General features: G+C 65.1%; 13 protein-coding genes and 2 other RNA genes. 5 read left to right on the forward strand and 10 right to left on the reverse strand.

Annotation, left to right across the window (positions count from 1 at the left end; all coding sequences use genetic code 11):
• Positions 1–87 precede the first annotated feature (87 nt).
• The 4 genes from rnr to FHY18_RS09395 all read left to right on the forward strand — a co-directional run bounded on the left by rnr (position 88) and on the right by FHY18_RS09395 (position 7,550).
• Positions 88–2,610: a ribonuclease R gene (rnr, locus tag FHY18_RS09380; protein ID WP_259153657.1), complete on the forward strand. Its 2,523-nt coding sequence runs from the start codon at positions 88–90 to the stop codon at positions 2,608–2,610.
• 132 nt (positions 2,611–2,742) lie between these two features.
• Positions 2,743–3,216 (forward strand): GFA family protein, encoded by a 474-nt coding sequence (locus FHY18_RS09385; RefSeq protein WP_259153658.1) that lies wholly within the window; start codon positions 2,743–2,745, stop codon positions 3,214–3,216.
• A 316-nt stretch (positions 3,217–3,532) separates the two neighbouring features.
• Positions 3,533–4,282, forward strand: coding sequence for a 23S rRNA (guanosine(2251)-2'-O)-methyltransferase RlmB (gene rlmB / locus FHY18_RS09390; protein WP_046964963.1), 750 nt, complete (start codon positions 3,533–3,535; stop codon positions 4,280–4,282).
• 286 nt (positions 4,283–4,568) lie between these two features.
• Positions 4,569–7,550, forward strand: a complete 2,982-nt coding sequence (locus FHY18_RS09395) for a ligand-binding sensor domain-containing diguanylate cyclase (RefSeq protein ID WP_259153662.1) — start codon at positions 4,569–4,571, stop codon at positions 7,548–7,550.
• 237 nt (positions 7,551–7,787) lie between these two features.
• Here the strand turns inward: FHY18_RS09395 and rnt are convergent, their stop codons facing one another.
• Positions 7,788–8,429, reverse strand: a complete 642-nt coding sequence (rnt, locus tag FHY18_RS09400; protein WP_259153663.1) for a ribonuclease T — start codon at positions 8,427–8,429, stop codon at positions 7,788–7,790.
• A 201-nt stretch (positions 8,430–8,630) separates the two neighbouring features.
• Positions 8,631–8,706, reverse strand: a non-coding RNA gene (locus tag FHY18_RS09405) — sX9 sRNA.
• A 209-nt stretch (positions 8,707–8,915) separates the two neighbouring features.
• On the opposite strand from FHY18_RS09405, the gene FHY18_RS09410 reads away from it, so the two are divergent.
• Positions 8,916–8,982, forward strand: a non-coding RNA gene (locus tag FHY18_RS09410) — sX9 sRNA.
• A gap of 147 nt (positions 8,983–9,129) precedes the next feature.
• Here the strand turns inward: FHY18_RS09410 and FHY18_RS09415 are convergent.
• The 8 genes from FHY18_RS09415 to FHY18_RS09450 all read right to left on the reverse strand — a co-directional run bounded on the left by FHY18_RS09415 (position 9,130) and on the right by FHY18_RS09450 (position 17,190).
• On the reverse strand, positions 9,130–9,531 hold the full coding sequence (locus FHY18_RS09415) for an RcnB family protein (RefSeq protein ID WP_259153664.1): 402 nt from the start codon (positions 9,529–9,531) through the stop codon (positions 9,130–9,132).
• Positions 9,532–9,652: 121 nt separating this feature from the next.
• The gene (gene phoU / locus FHY18_RS09420; protein ID WP_075285808.1) at positions 9,653–10,363 is read right to left on the reverse strand and encodes a phosphate signaling complex protein PhoU; all 711 of its coding nucleotides are present in this window, start codon (positions 10,361–10,363) and stop codon (positions 9,653–9,655) included.
• Between the two features lie 128 nt (positions 10,364–10,491).
• Positions 10,492–11,322, reverse strand: a complete 831-nt coding sequence (pstB, locus tag FHY18_RS09425; RefSeq protein WP_039420807.1) for a phosphate ABC transporter ATP-binding protein PstB — start codon at positions 11,320–11,322, stop codon at positions 10,492–10,494.
• A 22-nt stretch (positions 11,323–11,344) separates the two neighbouring features.
• Positions 11,345–12,214: a phosphate ABC transporter permease PstA gene (gene pstA / locus FHY18_RS09430; protein WP_259153665.1), complete on the reverse strand. Its 870-nt coding sequence runs from the start codon at positions 12,212–12,214 to the stop codon at positions 11,345–11,347.
• Complete coding sequence (pstC, locus tag FHY18_RS09435; protein WP_039420811.1) at positions 12,214–13,188, reverse strand: phosphate ABC transporter permease subunit PstC; 975 nt, start codon at positions 13,186–13,188, stop codon at positions 12,214–12,216. Before pstC ends, pstA begins: the two co-directional genes overlap by 1 nt.
• A 112-nt stretch (positions 13,189–13,300) precedes the next feature.
• Positions 13,301–14,392 (reverse strand): phosphate ABC transporter substrate-binding protein PstS, encoded by a 1,092-nt coding sequence (gene pstS / locus FHY18_RS09440; RefSeq protein WP_259153668.1) that lies wholly within the window; start codon positions 14,390–14,392, stop codon positions 13,301–13,303.
• Between the two features lie 331 nt (positions 14,393–14,723).
• Entirely contained in the window at positions 14,724–15,743 is a 1,020-nt protein-coding gene (pstS, locus tag FHY18_RS09445; protein ID WP_259153671.1) for a phosphate ABC transporter substrate-binding protein PstS, read from the reverse strand.
• 196 nt (positions 15,744–15,939) lie between these two features.
• The gene (locus FHY18_RS09450; RefSeq protein ID WP_259153674.1) at positions 15,940–17,190 is read right to left on the reverse strand and encodes an OprO/OprP family phosphate-selective porin; all 1,251 of its coding nucleotides are present in this window, start codon (positions 17,188–17,190) and stop codon (positions 15,940–15,942) included.
• Between the last annotated feature and the right edge of the window lie 214 nt (positions 17,191–17,404).

Below are 17,404 nucleotides of genomic sequence, written 5' to 3' on the forward strand. Positions count from 1 at the left end.
CTTGTCAACGGGTTGTCTGTCGCAATCGTCAATGGTCCGGCCGGCCTTGCCGCCCACGTCAGGACAGCAAGGGGTACCATTAGGGTAATGACAAAGAAAAACACCCCAGATTCCGACCGGCCCAGCCGCCGCAAATCCACCAGCCCGGGCGAGTCCACCACCGCCGAGCAACAGAAACTGCCGGGTTGGATGCCGGACTTCCTGGTCCGCGCTGCGGCCGGTGCGTCCACCAAATCCGCCAACAGGCGCGCTGCGGCAAAGGCGTCGCCCGACCAGCCGCCACCGCCCGTCGAGCCTGCTGCACCCCGCGCACCGCATCCACGCAAGAGTGGGCCGCCCGCGCCGCCGCCGGAACGTTTCCAGCAAGAGGTCGTCCAGGCCGACGCCGTCGGCTTCAAGGACCCGCATGCCGATCGTGAGGCGCTGCGCTACGCGGAGCCGATTGCCAGCCGCGAAGCGATCCTGCAGTTGCTGGACGCCTGCGACGGCCCGCAGACCGCCGAAGAGATCGCCGAGCAGCTTGGTCTGAGCGACCGCATCGATGCGCTTGGCAAGCGCCTGGCTGCGATGGTGCGCGAAGCGCAACTGGTGCAGAACCGCCGCGGCGGCTATGCGCCGGTGCAGCAGACCAGCCTGATCGCCGGCGTGGTGATCGCCAATCCGGAAGGCTTCGGTTTCCTCAAGCCGGACGAGGGCGGTGACGACCTGTTCCTGCCGCCGTTCGAGATGCGCAAGGTCATGCATGGCGACCGTGCGCTGGCCAACGTCACCGGCATCGACCGCCGCGGCCGCCGCGAAGGCGCGATCGCGCGTGTGCTGGAACGCCGCATGTCGCGCATGATCGGGCGGTTCTTCTACGAGCACGGTGTGGCCTACGTCGACCCCGACGACAAGCGCGTGCAACGCAATGTGCAGATTGCGCCGGACGGTATCGGCGAGGCGCGCGAAGGGCAGCTGGTGGTGTGCGAACTGATCGCGCCGCCGGACGCCCGCCGCCCGGCGATCGGCAAGATCATCGCGGTGCTCGGCGACAAGCTCACCCCGTCGCTGGTGGTGGAGATGGCCATCCATGGCCATGAATTGCCGCACGAATTCCCGCAGGAAGTGCTGGATGAGGCCGCAGCGGTGCCGTTGGTGGTCGAGCCGCAGATGATCGGCGGGCGTGTGGATCTGCGGCAGATGCCGCTGGTCACCATCGATGGCGAGGATGCCAAGGATTTCGACGACGCGGTGTATTGCGAACCCAACGCCGACGGGTTCCGTCTGGTGGTGGCGATCGCCGATGTGTCCAACTATGTGCGTCCCGGCACGCCGCTGGACGACGAAGCGCAAAAGCGCGCTACCTCGGTGTATTTCCCCGGCTTTGTGGTGCCGATGCTGCCGGAGACCTTGTCCAACGGCATCTGCTCGCTGATGCCCAAGGTCGACCGCATGTGTTTCGTCTGCGACATGCAGGTGGGACGCGATGGCGAAGTGACCGGTTCGCGTTTTTACGAAGCGGTGATGAACTCGCACGCGCGCCTGACCTACAACCAGGTCTGGAAGGCGGTTGGCGAAGACGATGCCGATACCAAGGCGTTTATCGGCCCATTGTTGCCGCAGGTGCAGCGCCTGCATCAGCTGTACAACGTGCTGTCGAAGGCGCGCACGCACCGCGGTGCGATCGAATTCGAAACCTCCGAAGTGCGCTTCGTGCTCGACAATACCGGCGAGGTCACCCAGGCCGGCATGCTGGTGCGCAACGACGCGCACAAGCTGATCGAAGAATGCATGATCGCCGCCAACGTGGAAGCCGCGCGCTATCTGCTGGGCGTGCACATACCTGCGCCGTATCGCGTGCACGAGCGGCCGCCGGAGAGCAAGTACGAAGACCTGCTGGAGTTCCTCAAGGAATTCCAGCTCAGCCTGCCGGCATGGAGCAAGGTGCGCCCGGGCGATTACACCAAGTTGCTGAAGAAGGTGCGTGCGCGCCCGGATGCGGCGCTGCTGGAATCGGTGCTGCTGCGCAGCCAGAGCCTGGCGGTATATTCGCCAGACAACAACGGCCACTTCGGTCTGGCGTTGGAGGCGTATGCGCACTTCACCTCGCCAATCCGCCGGTATCCGGATCTGCTGGTGCATCGCGCCATCAAGCACGCGCTGACCGGTGCCAGCCCGGAAAAATTCATCTACACGCCGCGGCAGATGGCGGCACTGTCGCTGCAATGCTCCGAGCGTGGGCGGCGTGCCGATGAGGCCGAGCGCGAAGTGGACGAGCGGTATCGCGCGGCCTGGATGGAAAAGCATGTCGGCGGCCAGTTCGATGGCGTGATCAGCGGCGTGACCGGCTTCGGCCTGTTCGTGGAATTGACCCAATCCAAGGTCAACGGTCTGGTGCATGTCACCCAGTTGCCGCAGGACTATTACCAGTTCGATCCGATCCGCAAGACGCTCAGCGGCGAGCGCCGTGGCCGTGAGTTCCGCCTGGGCGACCCGGTACGCGTGCTGGTGCTCAAGGCCAGCATGGAAGAGCGCAAGATCGACTTCCGTCTGGCAGAGGATGGCGCGCCTGTCGAAGCGCCGCTGCCGCCGCGCGAGAAGCCGGCCAAGCGCAAGAAAAAGTCGTATTGATGCTTGGTGCATGCTGTTGCGGGCGGCCGAAGTGGCTGCCCGCAATGCATGGAGTCTGCATGCGTAGTGGGTGCCGCCGCGTGCCGTAGTGACGCGGCGGCTTGCATGACACGCTGATCTGCGAGGCGAACGATGAGCACATCCCCCGAGTACAGCGGTGGCTGCCAATGCGGCGCCGTGCGCTTTCATGTGCGCGGCGTGCTGGACGACGCATCGATCTGTCACTGCCGCATGTGTCAGAAAGCGTTTGGGGCGTATTACGCCCCGCTGGTGTCGGTGCGTGGCAGCGAGTTCCGCTGGACACGCGGCGAGCCCAGGCGCTTTGCGTCGTCGACGCTGGTGCAGCGCGGGTTTTGCGCCGACTGCGGTACGCCGTTGACCTATGAGGCGCCCGATGGCGTGGCGATTGCCGCCGGCGCATTCGATACGCCGGAGCGGTTGCCTCCTCATATCCAGTACGGGCTGGAGCGCAAGTTGCCGTTCGTCGATGGCCTGGCGCAGCTGCCGACACGCCGCAGCGAGGACGATGCTGCGGCATTGGCGTTTCAGACCGCGCTGGTATCGCATCAACATCCGGACCACGACACCGAGCGCTGGCCGGCATAGCGGCGAGGTGGTTTTCGCAATGCAGGTCGTCGCTGTCTCCATCAGGCTGATGTCGGCGCGCTACGGTTGGTTGCCGACGTCAGCGCAGTACGCGTCCAGGCACCGCCTCACGGCGGTCCACGCTGCGCGAAGACCGCCGGTGCAGTGATGCGGTTGCAGCGTGCACGGCGCAGTCAGTGGCGCATGGTTCCCGCAGGTGCCAGCGGCATTGCGGCGCCGCCTTTATCCGATTTTCCCAGGCCCATCCTTGCCCCGGCCGTGACGTGGCAGGCCGCAGGCCCTACCATTCCCCCTCATTTCTTCGTATGCCCGCGCAATGAGCAAGCAGAACCAGTGGATCGTCGGCGTCAACGCTGTCGCCTCGTCCGTCGAGAACGACGCCGACAACGTGCGCGAGGTCTTGATCGAGGCCGGTAGCAAGAACCCGCGTCTGACCGAGATCGAAGAACAGGCGCGCCGCAAGGGCATCGACGTGCGCCGGGTCAATACCCAGGCGCTGGACGGCGTCGGCGGGCAGGTGCGCCATCAGGGCGTGGCCGCGCGCTACGCCGCCGCGCGCCTGTGGGCCGAAAACGAACTGGAAGGCCTGGTCGAGGCCGCGCAAGGCCGCGCGCTGGTGCTGGTGCTCGATGGCGTGCAGGACCCGCACAACCTCGGCGCCTGTCTGCGTAGCGCTGCGGCGGCGGGCGTCACGGCGGTGGTGATTCCCAAGGACAAGTCGGCCACCGTGAACGCCACTGTGCGCAAGACCTCGGCCGGTGCCGCGGACCGCATTCCGGTGGTCGCGGTGACCAATCTGGCGCGCTGCCTGCGCGATCTGCAGAAGCAGGGCGTATGGCTGTATGGCCTGGCAGGCGAGGCCGAAGCGTCGTTGTACAGCGTGGACCTGCGCGGCAACGTCGGGCTGGTGCTCGGTGGCGAGGCCGATGGCCTGCGTCGCCTGACCCGCGAACACTGCGATGGTCTGGTCAAGATTCCGATGCCCGGCGATATCGAAAGCCTCAACGTGTCGGTCGCCACCGGCGTGACCCTGTTCGAGGCCGTGCGCCAGCGCCTTGGTGTCTGAGGACGGTGATTGAGGCGCGCCCGGGCGCTGCCCTGCGGCACGCACCCGGTCTGCTGCGCGCAGGCGTGTTGCCTGCAATCCGCGCAGATTGTGCCGCTGTGACTGGCGGGCAGGCGCGATCGATGGCGCCTACAACGCCGCCACGACAGGGATTTTGACGTCGAGTGGCGCACACGCTCAGCGCCGCTGCGACTTTTTGCCTACCATATCGCCAGCAAACGGCGTGTCATGTCTGATGAAACTTGGGGTGGGCGCCTGCGGTAGGGGCGAGAACGGGGACGCCGGCATGGCGTCGGCACGATGGCAGGGGCAGTGGCGGCGCTGGCTGAGCACTGCCGCCTGCATGTTGCTGGCGTTGTGCTCGCTGGCGGCGGTCGCCGCACCCGCCGGGACCGCCCAATTGCGCGATTACGCCATCGACAGCTGGAGTTCGCGCAGCGGCCTGCCGCACAACTCGCTGCGCGATATCGCCCAGACCCGCGATGGCTATCTGTGGTTCGCCACCTGGGAAGGGCTGGTGCGCTACAACGGCCTGGAATTCAACGTCATCGATCGCAGCACGCGCCCGGGCCTGCCCGATAACGGTGTCGGCGCCTTGTACGTGGATCGCGATGGCGCGCTGTGGCTGAGCGATGCGCGCGGCAATCTGGTGCGTCATGGCGCCGATGGGCAGTGGCGGCAATGGCAACGCAAGGGTCAGTGGCCGCAGGCATTGATCCACGCGATGACCATGGATGCGGACGGCCGGATGTGGCTGTTGTTCGAAGGGCACGGGCTGGGCTGCCTGTGGCCGGATGGCCGCTTCGACTATTTCCCGCCGCGCGATGGGGTGCCGCTGCAGAGCAGCTTTCCGCGCATGCTGTTCGATGCCCAGGGCCGGCTGCTGATCGGTACGCTGGACGGCCTGATCTACCGCGAGCCCGACGGGCGCATGCATCGCGCACCTGCCGCGTTCGGCTTGCCGCCCGGCCTGGCCTGGCCGTATCGCGCCCCGGATGGCACGGTATGGGTGGTCGCGGGCGAGCAGCTGTATCGCCTGCACGACGAGCGCGCCGAGCTGGTGCATCGGCTGGCGGGGCAGGGCCACTTCACCGCGATGCTGCAGGATCGCAATGGCGATCTGTGGCTGGGCAGCGAAAACCAGGGCCTGCTACGGATCGGCAGTCATGGGGTGGAGCATTTGCCGGCAGGCCGCAGCCTGCCCACCGGGCGCATCGTCAGCCTGCGCGAAGATGCGGAGGGCAGCATCTGGGTCGGCGCCAACGGCGGCCTGTTCCGCTTGCGCGAGACTTTGTTCAGCAGCTACAGCCAGCGCGATGGGCTGAGTGGCGACTACGCGCGGGCCGTGCTCGAAGATCGCGATGGCAGTCTGTGGATCGCCAGCACCGCCGGTCTGGACCGCATGCTGCCGGACGGCCGGATCGTGCCGGTTCCTGTCGCCACGCCGTCCGGACGCCGGCTGTCGGTGCTCAGCCTGGCGCTCGACCGGCAGGGCAACCTCTGGGTGGGCACCTATGCCGACGGCGTCTTCGTGCTGCGCGATGGCCGGGTGCTGCAGCACTACGGTGAGGCCGACGGCATCCCCAGCGGCCATATCCGCGCCATCGTGATCGATGCGCGCGATGCGGTGTGGCTGGCCACTCAGCGCGGCGTGGTGCAACTACAGGATGGCAGGCGCGTGCCGGCGACGATCCAGGGCCTGCCCGATGGCGTGGTGACCGCGTTGGCCAGCATCGATGGCGCGCTGTGGATCGGCTCGGTCGATGGCGCGGCGGTATTGCGCGACGGCAAGTTGCAACAGCTGGATCTGGAGCGCCTGGGTGGCGCGCGCAGCGTGTTCGGCTTCCAGTCGATCGGCGATGCGGTGTGGATCTCCACCGATCGCGGCCTGTATCGCGTGCGCGGCGGCACGCTTGCACGTGTTGGCCTGGAGCAGGGCATGCCGGTGGATACGGTGTTCCAGCTCGTGAACGACCGGCTTGGCAATGCGTGGATCAGCAGCAATCGCGGCGTCCTGCGCACCGAGCTTGCCGCGCTCGATGCGGTCGCCGATGGGCGCGGCCAGCTTGCCATCGAGCGCTATGGCGAGATCGATGGCATGGGCAGCGCTCAGGCCAACGGCAGCTCCGGCCCCAGCATGATCGAACGTGCCGATGGCACGCTGTGGGTGGTCACCGCCGGCGGTGTGAGCACGGTAGATCCGACGCGCCTGCAGCGGTTTCGCGAGCGACGCCCACCGCCGCCGCTGATCGAAAGCGTGCAGCAGGACGGTCGGCCGCTGGCCTGGCGCCAACAGGCGCAGTTACCTGGTGGCTATCGGATCAATGTCTCGTATGTGGGCATGAGTTTCCTGCTGTCCGAGCGTATCGAATACCGAACGCGTCTGGACGGCCTGGACAATGTGTGGATCGCGCGTGGCCGGCAGCGCAGCGTGGAGTTCATCGGCTTGCCGCCCGGGCACTACACCCTGCGCGTGGCCGCACGCCATCCGGGCGGTGCGTGGAGCCGGCAGGAAGCGCGCTGGACTTTCGATGTACTGCCGCTGTGGTGGCAACGCCACGATGTGCGGTTTGCTGCGGTACTTGGCGCGATTCTGGCGCTGGCCCAGCTATATCGGGCGCTGCTGCATCGCTACAGGAGCCATAACGCGCGTCTGGCCGAGCTGGTGCGCAAGCGCACGCAGGATCTGCAGCTGCAGGCGCAGCGCCTGCTGCAGGCCAATCAGGAGAAAAGCGAGTTGTTGACGCGCCTGCGCATCAAGTCTGACGTGTTCGAGCGCCAGGCGCATGAAGACGCACTGACCGGCTTGCCCAACCGTCGCCACTTCGACGAAGCGCTGGCGCGCGACATCAGTCGCGCACGTCGCAGCGGCCGGCCGTTGGTGCTGGCGATCCTGGACATCGATCATTTCAAGCGCATCAACGACCGCTACTCGCACGCCAGTGGCGATGCGGTGCTGCATGACGTCGGCGAGCTGCTCACCGAAGCCGCGCGCACCTCGGATCTGCCTGCGCGCCTGGGCGGCGAAGAATTCGCGCTGCTGCTGGCCGAGACCACCCTGAGCGAAGCACAGGTGCTGTGCGAGCGCCTTCGCATGCTGTTCCATGCGCGCGCCGACTGGGGCGACGTGGAAGGGCTGCAGGTGACCTTCAGCGCCGGCCTGGCCGAGTTGCGCGACGACGATACCGGCTCGTCGCTGATGCAGCGCGCCGATCACGCGCTGTACGAAGCCAAGAGCGCAGGCCGCGACCGGATTTGTGTGGGTTAGAGGCCGGGATTGGGGAGTCGGGATTGGGGAGTCGTAACAGCACGGTCGCTGGTGCTTTTGTTCCCGTGCCGGGCGGTGAGGAAATGCCACGGCTCGCACCACACGCCGGGGGGGAGTGCTGCAACCGGTTATGCAGGGCGCATCGGCTACTTCCGTTGCAGCTTCAGCCGAGCGATCTTTCAGCCGCGCACAAACCTGGCCCTTGCTAATCCCGAATCCCGAATGCCCAATCCCGCCCTAAACAGGCCCCGGCCAGGCATTGGCGATCGTGCAGAACAGCCGCGCGGTCTGCTCGGTGTCGTAGACCGCGCTGTGCGCATCGGCGGTGTTCCAGTCCAGGCCGGCGGCCTGCGCGGCACGCGCCAATACGGTCTGCCCGTAGGCCACGCCGGCCAGGGTCACCGTATCGAACACGCTGAAGGGGTGAAACGGATTGCGTTTATGCCCCACGCGCGCAACCGCAGCGTTGAGGAAGTTCAAATCGAAATGCGCGTTATGCCCGACCAGGATGGCGCGCTGACACCCGTACTTCTTCACTGCGGCGCGCACGGGCGCGAACACGTGGTCCAGCGCGTCCTTTTCCTGCTTGGCGAAGCGGAACGGGTGATCGAGCACGATGCCGGTGATCTCTAGCGACTTCGGGTCGATCTCCAGGCCCGGTGCCGGCACCAGATGCGCGCTGGCGGTTTCGCCGGGAAAAAAACGCCCGTCGGCATCCATTTCGATCGGCACGCAGGCGATTTCCAGCAGTGCGTGCTTGTTCCAGTCGAACCCGCCGGTTTCCACGTCCACCACCACGGGCAGATAGCCGCGGAAACGCCGCGACATGGGCAAAAAGGAGGGGGCAGGCTGCGGATCGACCGGTGCGTTCATCCGCATAGCCTAGCAGGTCGCACCCCGGGCTCGGCCGGTGCACCACGCCCGGTCTCTCCGCCGTCGGTCCGGCGAGCCGGCAGACAGGCCAGGCGTCGCCGCGCATCGCCAGGACGCTGCCGAGGCCCAGCGGCGGTTGGTGCAGTGACGCGGCGGATGGATCGCAAGGCAGCGGGGCCTGTGACGGCCAATGGCGGGGCTCAGCAGGGCGGACAGACCGGACGAGCAGTCGTCAGCAGGGTCTGGACGATCCCTGCAGAAGCGCCGTGCACGCGTGGTGCATGTTCGCGCCGAGCAACGGCAAGGTCCATCCGGAGGGGAGCTCAGAACGTGGTGTCAGCTGCTTCAGAAGGAAGCCGCGTCCTGATCAGAAAGTCGCCTGGCGCCCCGCCGTCCGCAGGCGTTTACGCCGATAAGCCAAGCATCGATTCAGAGCGGTTAGCCAAACGACTGCGCTCAGCGCCAGGGGCCGCGGCCGGTGCTAGGTGCGGCATCGACCACTCGTAGACTCCGGTCACTCCGCGTCCCCCTCACGACTGATCGCTACGTGTTGTTAGCCGCTGTAAATGCACCGCATCGCGTCCGTTCGATGCGCCATGGGTCGCTGCGGCTTCGCTCCGCCATCCAGAGCACAACTGCACGCAATAGAAGGCCCGATCCGCGTTGCCACGGACCGGGCCTGACTGATGACACCGACACGTCGGAATCAGTTCCCGCCGACCACGCTGGCGATCACGCCGGTTGCGATGGCAATCAGCACGTACTGATTGTCCACGCGCCGCCACTCATGCCCGCGCGGCGGTTGCTTGAGATGATGCTTGCGGTAATCGGCAACGTGGCTGCCGCGATGGTCCGGGGCCAGGCGCTCGCCGCGATGGAAGGGCGGGCCATGGCGACTGTTGCGATCGTCGTGATGTGCGCTGCGTCGGTCATCGCGCTTTTCGTTGTGACGATCGTCATGCCGGTCCGGGCCATGCTCGTCGTGGCGCTGCTCGATGCGGTCGCGGTCGCGGTCATGATCGTGATCGTCATGCTGCTGGGGTGCGGCAAACGCGGCACCCGAAGCCAGCAGCGACGCAACCATGAAAGATCCAATGAGGCGCTTCATCTGCGTACTCCTGCACCACAGGAACGGCCTGTGCACCCCCACCGTAGGGAGGTGAAGCTGAATACGCAATGAGACTGTCGGTCGCCCGATGCCGGCGCGCTGTGCCGACACCCAGCTGCGATCAGATCACGCCGGTGGTGCTGGTCTCGTCGCGCTTCAGACGCGGCGGCAGCGGCTGTTCGCCGTGCACGAGGAACCACACGTTCTCGGCGATGTTGGTCGCATGGTCGCCGATGCGTTCCAGGTTCTTGGCCATGAACAGCAGGTGCGTGCATGGCGTGATGTTGCGCGGGTCTTCCATCATGTAGGTCAACAGCTCGCGGAACAGCGCCGTGTACTGCGCATCCAGGCGTGCATCTTCGTCGCGGACACGGATCGCCGCATCGGCATCCTTGTTGCGATACGCCTGCACGGCTTCGCGCACTGCATCGGCCGCCATCTGGCCAAGCGCGCGCAGGCCCACCGTTTGCGGCAGCGGCGGTGCGGAATTGAGTGCGATCGAACGCTTGGCGACGTTGGCCGCGTAGTCGCCGATGCGCTCGATATCCGCAGGAATCCGCAGGCCGGCCAGAATCTCGCGCAGATCGCGCGCCATCGGGCCGCGCAGTGCCAGACGCATCACGTCGTGGCTGATCGCATGTTCCAGTGCGTCGATCGCCTCGTCGTTGACCACGATGCGATGCGCGGCATTGTCGTCGCGACGCTCCACCACATCCAGCGCCGCTTCCAGCTGCGCCACCGCCGTGTCGCCCATGCGCACGATCTCGGCAACAAGACGGTGCTGCTCCTCGTCGTAGCTTTTGACGATGTGGTCGTTGAGGTGCTGGTTCATCGTGTTCTCGATTCTTGGCAGTGGTGGATGTCCGCCTTGACCTTGGCGGTCTGGCACGTGATGCAATTGTCGTGCCGGTATGTGCGATGGCGTTGCGTCAGTGCGGTGTTGCGACGGCTCGCCTTACATCAACCGAACCGACCGGTGATGTAGTCCTCGGTCTGTTGCTTGGAGGGCTGGGAAAAAATGGTTTCGGTGCGGTCGTGCTCGATCAGGTCGCCCAGATACATGAAGGCGGTGTAGTCGGACACGCGTGCAGCCTGCTGCATGTTGTGGGTCACGATCACGATGGTGTAGTCGCGCTTGAGTTCTTCCACCAACTGTTCGATACGGCTGGTGGAAATCGGGTCCAGCGCCGAGGTGGGTTCGTCCAGCAGCAGCACGTCCGGCCGCAGCGCGACTGCGCGCGCAATGCACAGGCGCTGCTGCTGACCGCCAGACAGGCCCAGCGCGCTTTGCCCCAGCTTGTCCTTGACCTCGTCCCACAACGCGCCCTGGCGCAAGGCCTGTTCCACGCGGTTCTGCATGTCGGGCTTGGACAGTTTCTCGTGGTGGCGGATGCCGTAGGCAACGTTTTCGAAGATGGTCATCGGAAACGGCACCGGCTTCTGGAACACCATGCCCACCTTGCTGCGCAGGCGGTTCATCGGGTACTTCGGCGACAGGATGTTTTCGCCATCCAGCAGCACTTCGCCGCGCGCTTCCATCTTCGGGTACAGCGCATAGATGCGGTTGAAGATGCGCAGCAGGGTCGACTTGCCGCAACCGGACGGACCGATCAGTGCGGTGACGCGCTTTTCCGGAATCTCGATGTCGATGCTCTTGAGCGCGTGGTACTTGTCGTAATAGAAATCCAGATTGCGTGCGGCCACCTTCACCGGCGCCTGCGCCGTCGGCGCCCCCTTGGCGGCCGGAACAGCGATGCGATGCATCGGCTTGGCGTTTTGGAGATCGTTCATGTCGGGTGTCCGGAAAGAAAGGTCAGTCATTGGAAATCTTGTTACGCAACAGCAGCGCACGTGCGCCCAGGCTCACCAACAGGACGAACACGGTCAGCACCAGTGCGCCGGACCAGGCCAGGGTCTGCCAGGATTCGTACGGACTGCCTGCAAACTGGTTCATGATCACCGGCACGCTGGCCATCGGTTGGAAGATGTTGCTGTTCCAGTATTGATTGCCGAATGCAGTGAACAGCAGCGGTGCGGTTTCGCCGCTGATGCGTGCCAGCGCCAGCAGCACGCCGGTGAGAATGCCGGCCGAAGCCGCGCGGTACAGCACCTGCACGGTGACCTTCCACTGCGGAATGCCCAGCGACAATGCCGCTTCGCGCATCTGCGCCGGTACCAGCCGCAGCATCTCGTCGGTGGTACGCACCACCACCGGCAGCACGATGAAGGCAAGCGACAACGCGCCTGCAAACGCGGAGAACCGCCCGCCGGTCTGCATCACGTACAGGGTGTAGACAAACAGGCCCAGCACGATCGACGGCGCCGACAACAGGATGTCGTTGACGAAGCGCACCACGATGCCGGCCTTGCGCGCATTGCCGTATTCGGCCAGCCAGGTGCCGGCTGCCACGCCCAAGGGCGTGCCGATCGCCAACGCCAGCCCGCACATCACGGTGCTACCGAAGAAGGCATTGAGCAGGCCGCCTTCCTGCATCGGCGGCGGTGTCATCTTGGTAAACAGATTGAGATCGATGCCGGGCACGCCCTTGGATAACAAGGTCCACAGAATCCACGCCAGGAAGAACAGCCCGAACAGCGCGGTGATGCACGACAACAACAGTGCCACCACATTGGTGATGCGGCGGCGGTTGTACAGCGATTGCGAGACCGAAGATGCAGACATCAGTTGCCCTCCCGGCGCGACAGCTGCATCAGCATGAAGCGCGCAATCGCCAGCACGATGAAGGTCACGATGAACAACACAAAGCCCAGCAGCAACAAGGCCGAGCGATAGGTTTCGGTGGCTTCGCCGAAGTCATTGGCGATCAACGCGGCGATGGTGGTGCCGGGCTCCAGCAGCGAGGGCGACAGCCGCACCGTGTTGCCGACCACGAAGGCCACCGCCATGGTTTCGCCCAGGGCGCGTCCCAGCCCGAGGAACACGCCGCCGATCACCGCAGAGCGGGTGTAGGGCAGCACGATGTCCCAGCTGACTTCCCACTTGGTCGACCCCAGTGCGTAGGCCGACTCCTTCAGCCGTGTCGGCACGGTCAGGAACACCTCGCGCATCACCGAGGAGATAAACGGGATCACCATGATCGCCAGCACGAAGCCTGCGGTGAGCAAGCCGATGCCCAGCGGCGGGCCTTGAAACAACGGGCCGATCACCGGCAGCGTGCCCAGGTGATCGTTGAGCCATGGCGTCACGTGTTCGGTCATCACCGGCACCAGCACGAACAGGCCCCACATGCCGTAGATGATCGACGGGATGCCTGCCAGCAATTCGATCGCCGTGCCGACCGGCCCGCGCAACCAGCGCGGCGCCACTTCGGTGAGAAAGAACGCGATGCCAAAACTCACCGGCACCGCGATCACCATCGCAATCAGTGCGGTGACCAGGGTGCCGTAGATCGGCGCCAGCGCGCCGTATTTGTTTTCGACCGGATTCCAGTCGGCGGAATAGAAAAAGCTCAGGCCCTGCATCTGCAGTGCGTGGCGTCCGCCCCACAACATCGATAGCGCGGCGCTGCCGAGCGCCAACAGGACGAACACGACGGTGGCGGCCAGCGCAAGCTTGAACAGGCGATCGGCGCGCGCATCGCGCAGGTCGCGGCCGCGGGGTGCGGTCATCGCTTCGGGAAGGGCGGTGGCATTCATTCGATTGAACTCGTCACCCGCGCACTGGCGGGAGCGTGAGACATCAGGAACGGTGAGGCGCCCGCAGGCACCTCACCGCCGCGCAGCCCGCCGTGCAGGCGGGATGCAGGCATTACTTGAACTCGCTGCCCCAATAGGCCTGGATCTGCTTCACCAGCTCCGGCGGCAGCGGCACATAATGCAGCTCGCTGGCCTGGGCCTGGCCGTTCTCCAGCGCCCACTTGAAGAAGTCCAGCGTCGCCTTGCTGCGCGCCGCGTCCTTGGCCTGCTTGTGCATCAGCATGAAGTTGGTGGCGGTGATCGGCCAGGCCTTTTCGCCCGGCGCATTTGTGATCACCAGGTTGAAGTCCTTGGCATTGGCCCAGTCGGCGCTGGCGGCAGCGGCGGCAAAGCTGTCTGCATTCGGCTCCACCCACTGGCCGGCAGCGTTCTGCAGCGAGGTGTACGGCATCTTGTTCTGCAGCGCGTAGGCCAGCTCGACGTAGCCGATCGAACCCTTGATCTGCTGCACGTACGATGCCACGCCTTCGTTGCCCTTGCCGCCGACGCCACCGGGCCACTGCACGGAGGTGCCTTCGCCGACCTTGCTCTTCCACTCCGGGCTGACCTTGGACAGGTAGTTGGAGAAGTTGAAGGTGGTGCCCGAACCGTCCGAGCGGTGCACCAGATTGATCTTGGTGGCCGGCAGGGTCACGCCCGGGTTGGCCGCGACAATCGCCGCGTCGTTCCACATGCTGACCTTGCCCAGGAAGATGTCGCCCAGCAGCGCGCCGGTCAGGCGCAGCTTGCCCGGGGCGATGCCTTCCAGGTTGACCACCGGCACCACGCCGCCGATGGCGGACGGAAACTGGCCCAGGCCGGCCTGCTGCAGCTCGGCGCTATCGAGCGGCTTGTCGGTCGAGCCGAAATCCACCGTGCCCGCTTTGATCTGGGCAATACCGCCGCCCGAACCGATCGACTGGTAGTTGACCTTGTTGCCGGTCGCAGCGTTGTAGTCGGCCGACCACTTGGACACCAGCGGGTAGATGAAGGACGCACCGGCACCGGAGATTTCCGCGGCCTTGCTGTCGCTGGCAGTGGCGCCTGCGCCGGGAGCGCCCTTGGCGGCATCGCCGGACTGCGCGTCCTTGCCGGGCGAGCACGCGGCCAGGGCAAGGGCGATGGTGAGGGACAGGGCGGTCAGGCTGGCCGACTGCAGTTTCATGGAAGCTCCGAGGCTGGATTGGCCGGGTGTCCGGCAGACCACGCTATGAAATGATGTTTTTGTTACACCCGCATGACAGTGCCTTTTAGAAGAGGCATCACAAAAAAAGACGCGGATCGCGGAGGGCGTCGCACCCCCCGGGACCCGCGTCCCGGTTCCGACGCCGGGGAGAGAGACGGCGTCGTTCCTGTCTTGCTGAGAGTGGCCAGTCAACGTGACACGCAGGTGTCAGCCCGGCCTGGTGGAGCACGCCAATGCTTGTGCGCAACCACCGTGTTCGACGGCAGCCGCATGCACCTGGCGATGCATGCGGCTGCCTCGCTGCCCGCGGTTAGTGCGGCAGGTTCTTGGCCCAATACCCTTCGATCTGCGTCACCAGGCTGTCCGGCAGCGGCACGTAGTCCAGCGCCTTGGCCTGCGCATCGCCCTTGCTGTAGACCCAGCGGAAGAATTCCAGGGTGTTCTTGAGCCCAGCGGCGTTCTTCGGCTTCTTCTGCACCAAAATGAAGTTGGTGGCAGTGATCGGCCAGGCGTTGTCGCCGGCGGCATTGGTCATCACCAGGTAGAAGTCCTTGGCCGAGCCCCAGTCGGCGCTGTTGGCCGCGGCGGCAAAGGTCTCATCGGACGGCTGTACGAACTTGCCGGCGGCGTTCTTCATCGCGGTGTAGGCCATCTTGTTCTGCAGCGCATACGACAGTTCGACATAGCCGATGCCGCCCTTGATCTGCTTCACGTAGGCAGCCACGCCCTCGTTGCCCTTGCCGCCGATGCCGGTCGGCCACTGCACGGCAGTACCTTCGCCGACCTTGCTCTTCCAGTCCGGGTTGACCTTGGACAGGTAGTTGGTGAAGTTGAAGCTGGTACCCGAGCCGTCGGAGCGGTGCACCACGGTAATCTTGCCTTCGGGCAGCTTCACGCCCGGGTTGAGCGCGGCGATGGCCGGATCGTTCCAGGAGCTGACCTTGCCCAGGAAGATGTCGCCCAGGGTCTTGCCATCGAGCTTGAGCGCGCCGGCGGCAATGCCCGGGACGTTGACCACCGGTACCACGCCGCCGATCACCGACGGGAACTGCGCCAGGCCTGCAGCGGCCAGCTCTTCCGGCTTCAGCGGGGCATCGGAGGAACCGAAGTCCACGCTGGCCGCCTTGATCTGGGCAATGCCGCCGCCCGAGCCGATCGACTGATAGTTGACCTGCTTCTTGGTAGCGGCGTTGTAGTCGGCCGACCACTTGGACATGACGGGGTAGATGAAGGACGCACCGGCGCCGGTGACATCGGCAGCCTGGGCGCACAAAGCCAGCGAAGCGGCGAGCATGCCGACGGCCAGACGGGTCTTGAAGGAGTGGGTCACGGAACAGCTCCAGAGAAGGTAGGGATCGCGACGTCCCGCGGTGGCGCCATTGCAGGGCAAGGGCATGACCGTGAGGTGTCGGAGAGATGACAGAAACAAAATGGCGCCGGGCAAGTGTGCGCTGCAACACGTCGAGGCGGATCTATCCACCGCATGCGCTCGGGCGAGCGCACACGGTGGCCAGGGACGCAGACGCTTACCAATAGAACTGCGCACGCGCTTCGATGATCGACGGGTTGTCATCGACCAGGCCGCGCGTGGCACTGCTGTAACGGGTGCTTTCCACCTTCGCGTAGTCCAGCGCGAACTTGAAGTTGGAGCGCCAGTACCAGTTGGCGCCGACGGTCCACACGTTCATCTTGCCGCCCAGCACGCCATCCACGAACGGGGTGTTGCCGTTGGCGATCAGGTGACCATCGTTGAGATCCAGGGTGTCGTAGCGCACGGCCAGCTGCCACAGGCCCGATGCCGGTTCGTTCGGCAGCGGGGTGGTCGGCACACCGGCCTTGTAGCCCCAGGTTTCGCCGGTGATGTTCCACACGCCGCTGACGTACCAACCGTCGCTCTTGTAGTCCTGCGCGTTGTTGCCGATGCGCTTGGCGTTTTCCTGGAAGTACTCGCTCTGCAGCTTGAACGGGCCGGTGACCCACATCGCCTCGGCACCGGCCACACCCACGCGATCGACATTGGTAATGGCGCCGCTGTCGATCAGGCGGATGGTGGTGAGGTCGGCGTCCGGACGTGCGCGCAGGCGCAGGGTGTCGTCGTCGGTGTCGTAACCCAGGTAGCTGAGGCCAAAGTGCAGCACGTTGCCGCTTTCGTTGATCGGCGCCCAGGTGCCGCGCGCGCCGTAGCCGCTGCCATGCGCCTGGTTACGCGTCAGTTCGCGGCCGAACGCGCTGGCGGTGACGCTCCAGTTGTTGTCGCCCATGCCGTACGCCACGCCCAGCCGGCGCGAGATACCGTAGGTGTTGGTCACCGACGCCTTGGAGACGAAGTCGTTGTTCTTGGTACTGGACAGTTCTTCCAGGCTGTTGGGCTGCTTGAACTGACCGATCTGCAGATAGGTGTTGGCGTTGCCGCCGAACTTGTACTTGATGTTGTTGTCCAGGAACCGCCCGGTGCTGCGGATGGTGGTGCCGCGGATGGTGACCTCCTTCAGCACGCTCGGGTCGTAACCGGCCACCCATTCAAAGTTGCCCGGGCCCTTGCCCTTGAGCACCAGCTCGGCGCGGCGGATGCTGAATTCGGAATTGTCGCCATTGGCGCCGATCGGACCATTGAGGTCCTGCACATCGTTGTGGAACCAGTTGCCGTCGGCCTGGACCAGGCCTTCCAACGAGATCTCCGAGCCGCCGATCATATCGATGGCGATTTCGGCATGCGCGGCGGGCGCGCTCAGTGCCAGCAACAGGGCCGAGCCAAGCAGGGTGGGAGCGAGTTTCATAGATGCCTTGCGACATGAGGAAGTGGGCGCAGGCTATGGCGTGAAGGTTGCGTTAATGTGACAAAACAACAGAATCGTCATAAACGATTTTTGTCAATAAAGACAAGACTTTACGTTTGTTTAGACTGTGTCGCCGTGTGTCAAGAATCTGAACGGTGCTGCCATGTGACAGTGCGCTGCGTCACGCTCAATTGGCTGCTTTCGAAGTCGTCCG

The organism is Xanthomonas sp. 3793 (assembly GCF_024806835.1).
GTDB classification, from domain to species: Bacteria; Pseudomonadota; Gammaproteobacteria; order Xanthomonadales; family Xanthomonadaceae; genus Xanthomonas; species Xanthomonas arboricola_F.

Excerpts from the sequence above, each read along its gene's own strand:
- rnt (WP_259153663.1), bottom strand. The coding sequence starts at position 8,429 with ATGCGGATGAACGCACCGGTCGATCCGCAGCCTGCCCCCTCCTTTTTG.
- pstS (WP_259153668.1), bottom strand. The coding sequence starts at position 14,392 with ATGAAACTGCAGTCGGCCAGCCTGACCGCCCTGTCCCTCACCATCGCC.
- pstA (WP_259153665.1), bottom strand. The coding sequence starts at position 12,214 with ATGTCTGCATCTTCGGTCTCGCAATCGCTGTACAACCGCCGCCGCATC.
- rnr (WP_259153657.1), top strand. The coding sequence starts at position 88 with ATGACAAAGAAAAACACCCCAGATTCCGACCGGCCCAGCCGCCGCAAA.
- rlmB (WP_046964963.1), top strand. The coding sequence starts at position 3,533 with ATGAGCAAGCAGAACCAGTGGATCGTCGGCGTCAACGCTGTCGCCTCG.
- pstC (WP_039420811.1), bottom strand. The coding sequence starts at position 13,188 with ATGAATGCCACCGCCCTTCCCGAAGCGATGACCGCACCCCGCGGCCGC.
- FHY18_RS09385 (WP_259153658.1), top strand. The coding sequence starts at position 2,743 with ATGAGCACATCCCCCGAGTACAGCGGTGGCTGCCAATGCGGCGCCGTG.
- FHY18_RS09395 (WP_259153662.1), top strand. The coding sequence starts at position 4,569 with ATGGCGTCGGCACGATGGCAGGGGCAGTGGCGGCGCTGGCTGAGCACT.
- FHY18_RS09415 (WP_259153664.1), bottom strand. The coding sequence starts at position 9,531 with ATGAAGCGCCTCATTGGATCTTTCATGGTTGCGTCGCTGCTGGCTTCG.
- FHY18_RS09450 (WP_259153674.1), bottom strand. The coding sequence starts at position 17,190 with ATGAAACTCGCTCCCACCCTGCTTGGCTCGGCCCTGTTGCTGGCACTG.
- phoU (WP_075285808.1), bottom strand. The coding sequence starts at position 10,363 with ATGAACCAGCACCTCAACGACCACATCGTCAAAAGCTACGACGAGGAG.
- pstB (WP_039420807.1), bottom strand. The coding sequence starts at position 11,322 with ATGAACGATCTCCAAAACGCCAAGCCGATGCATCGCATCGCTGTTCCG.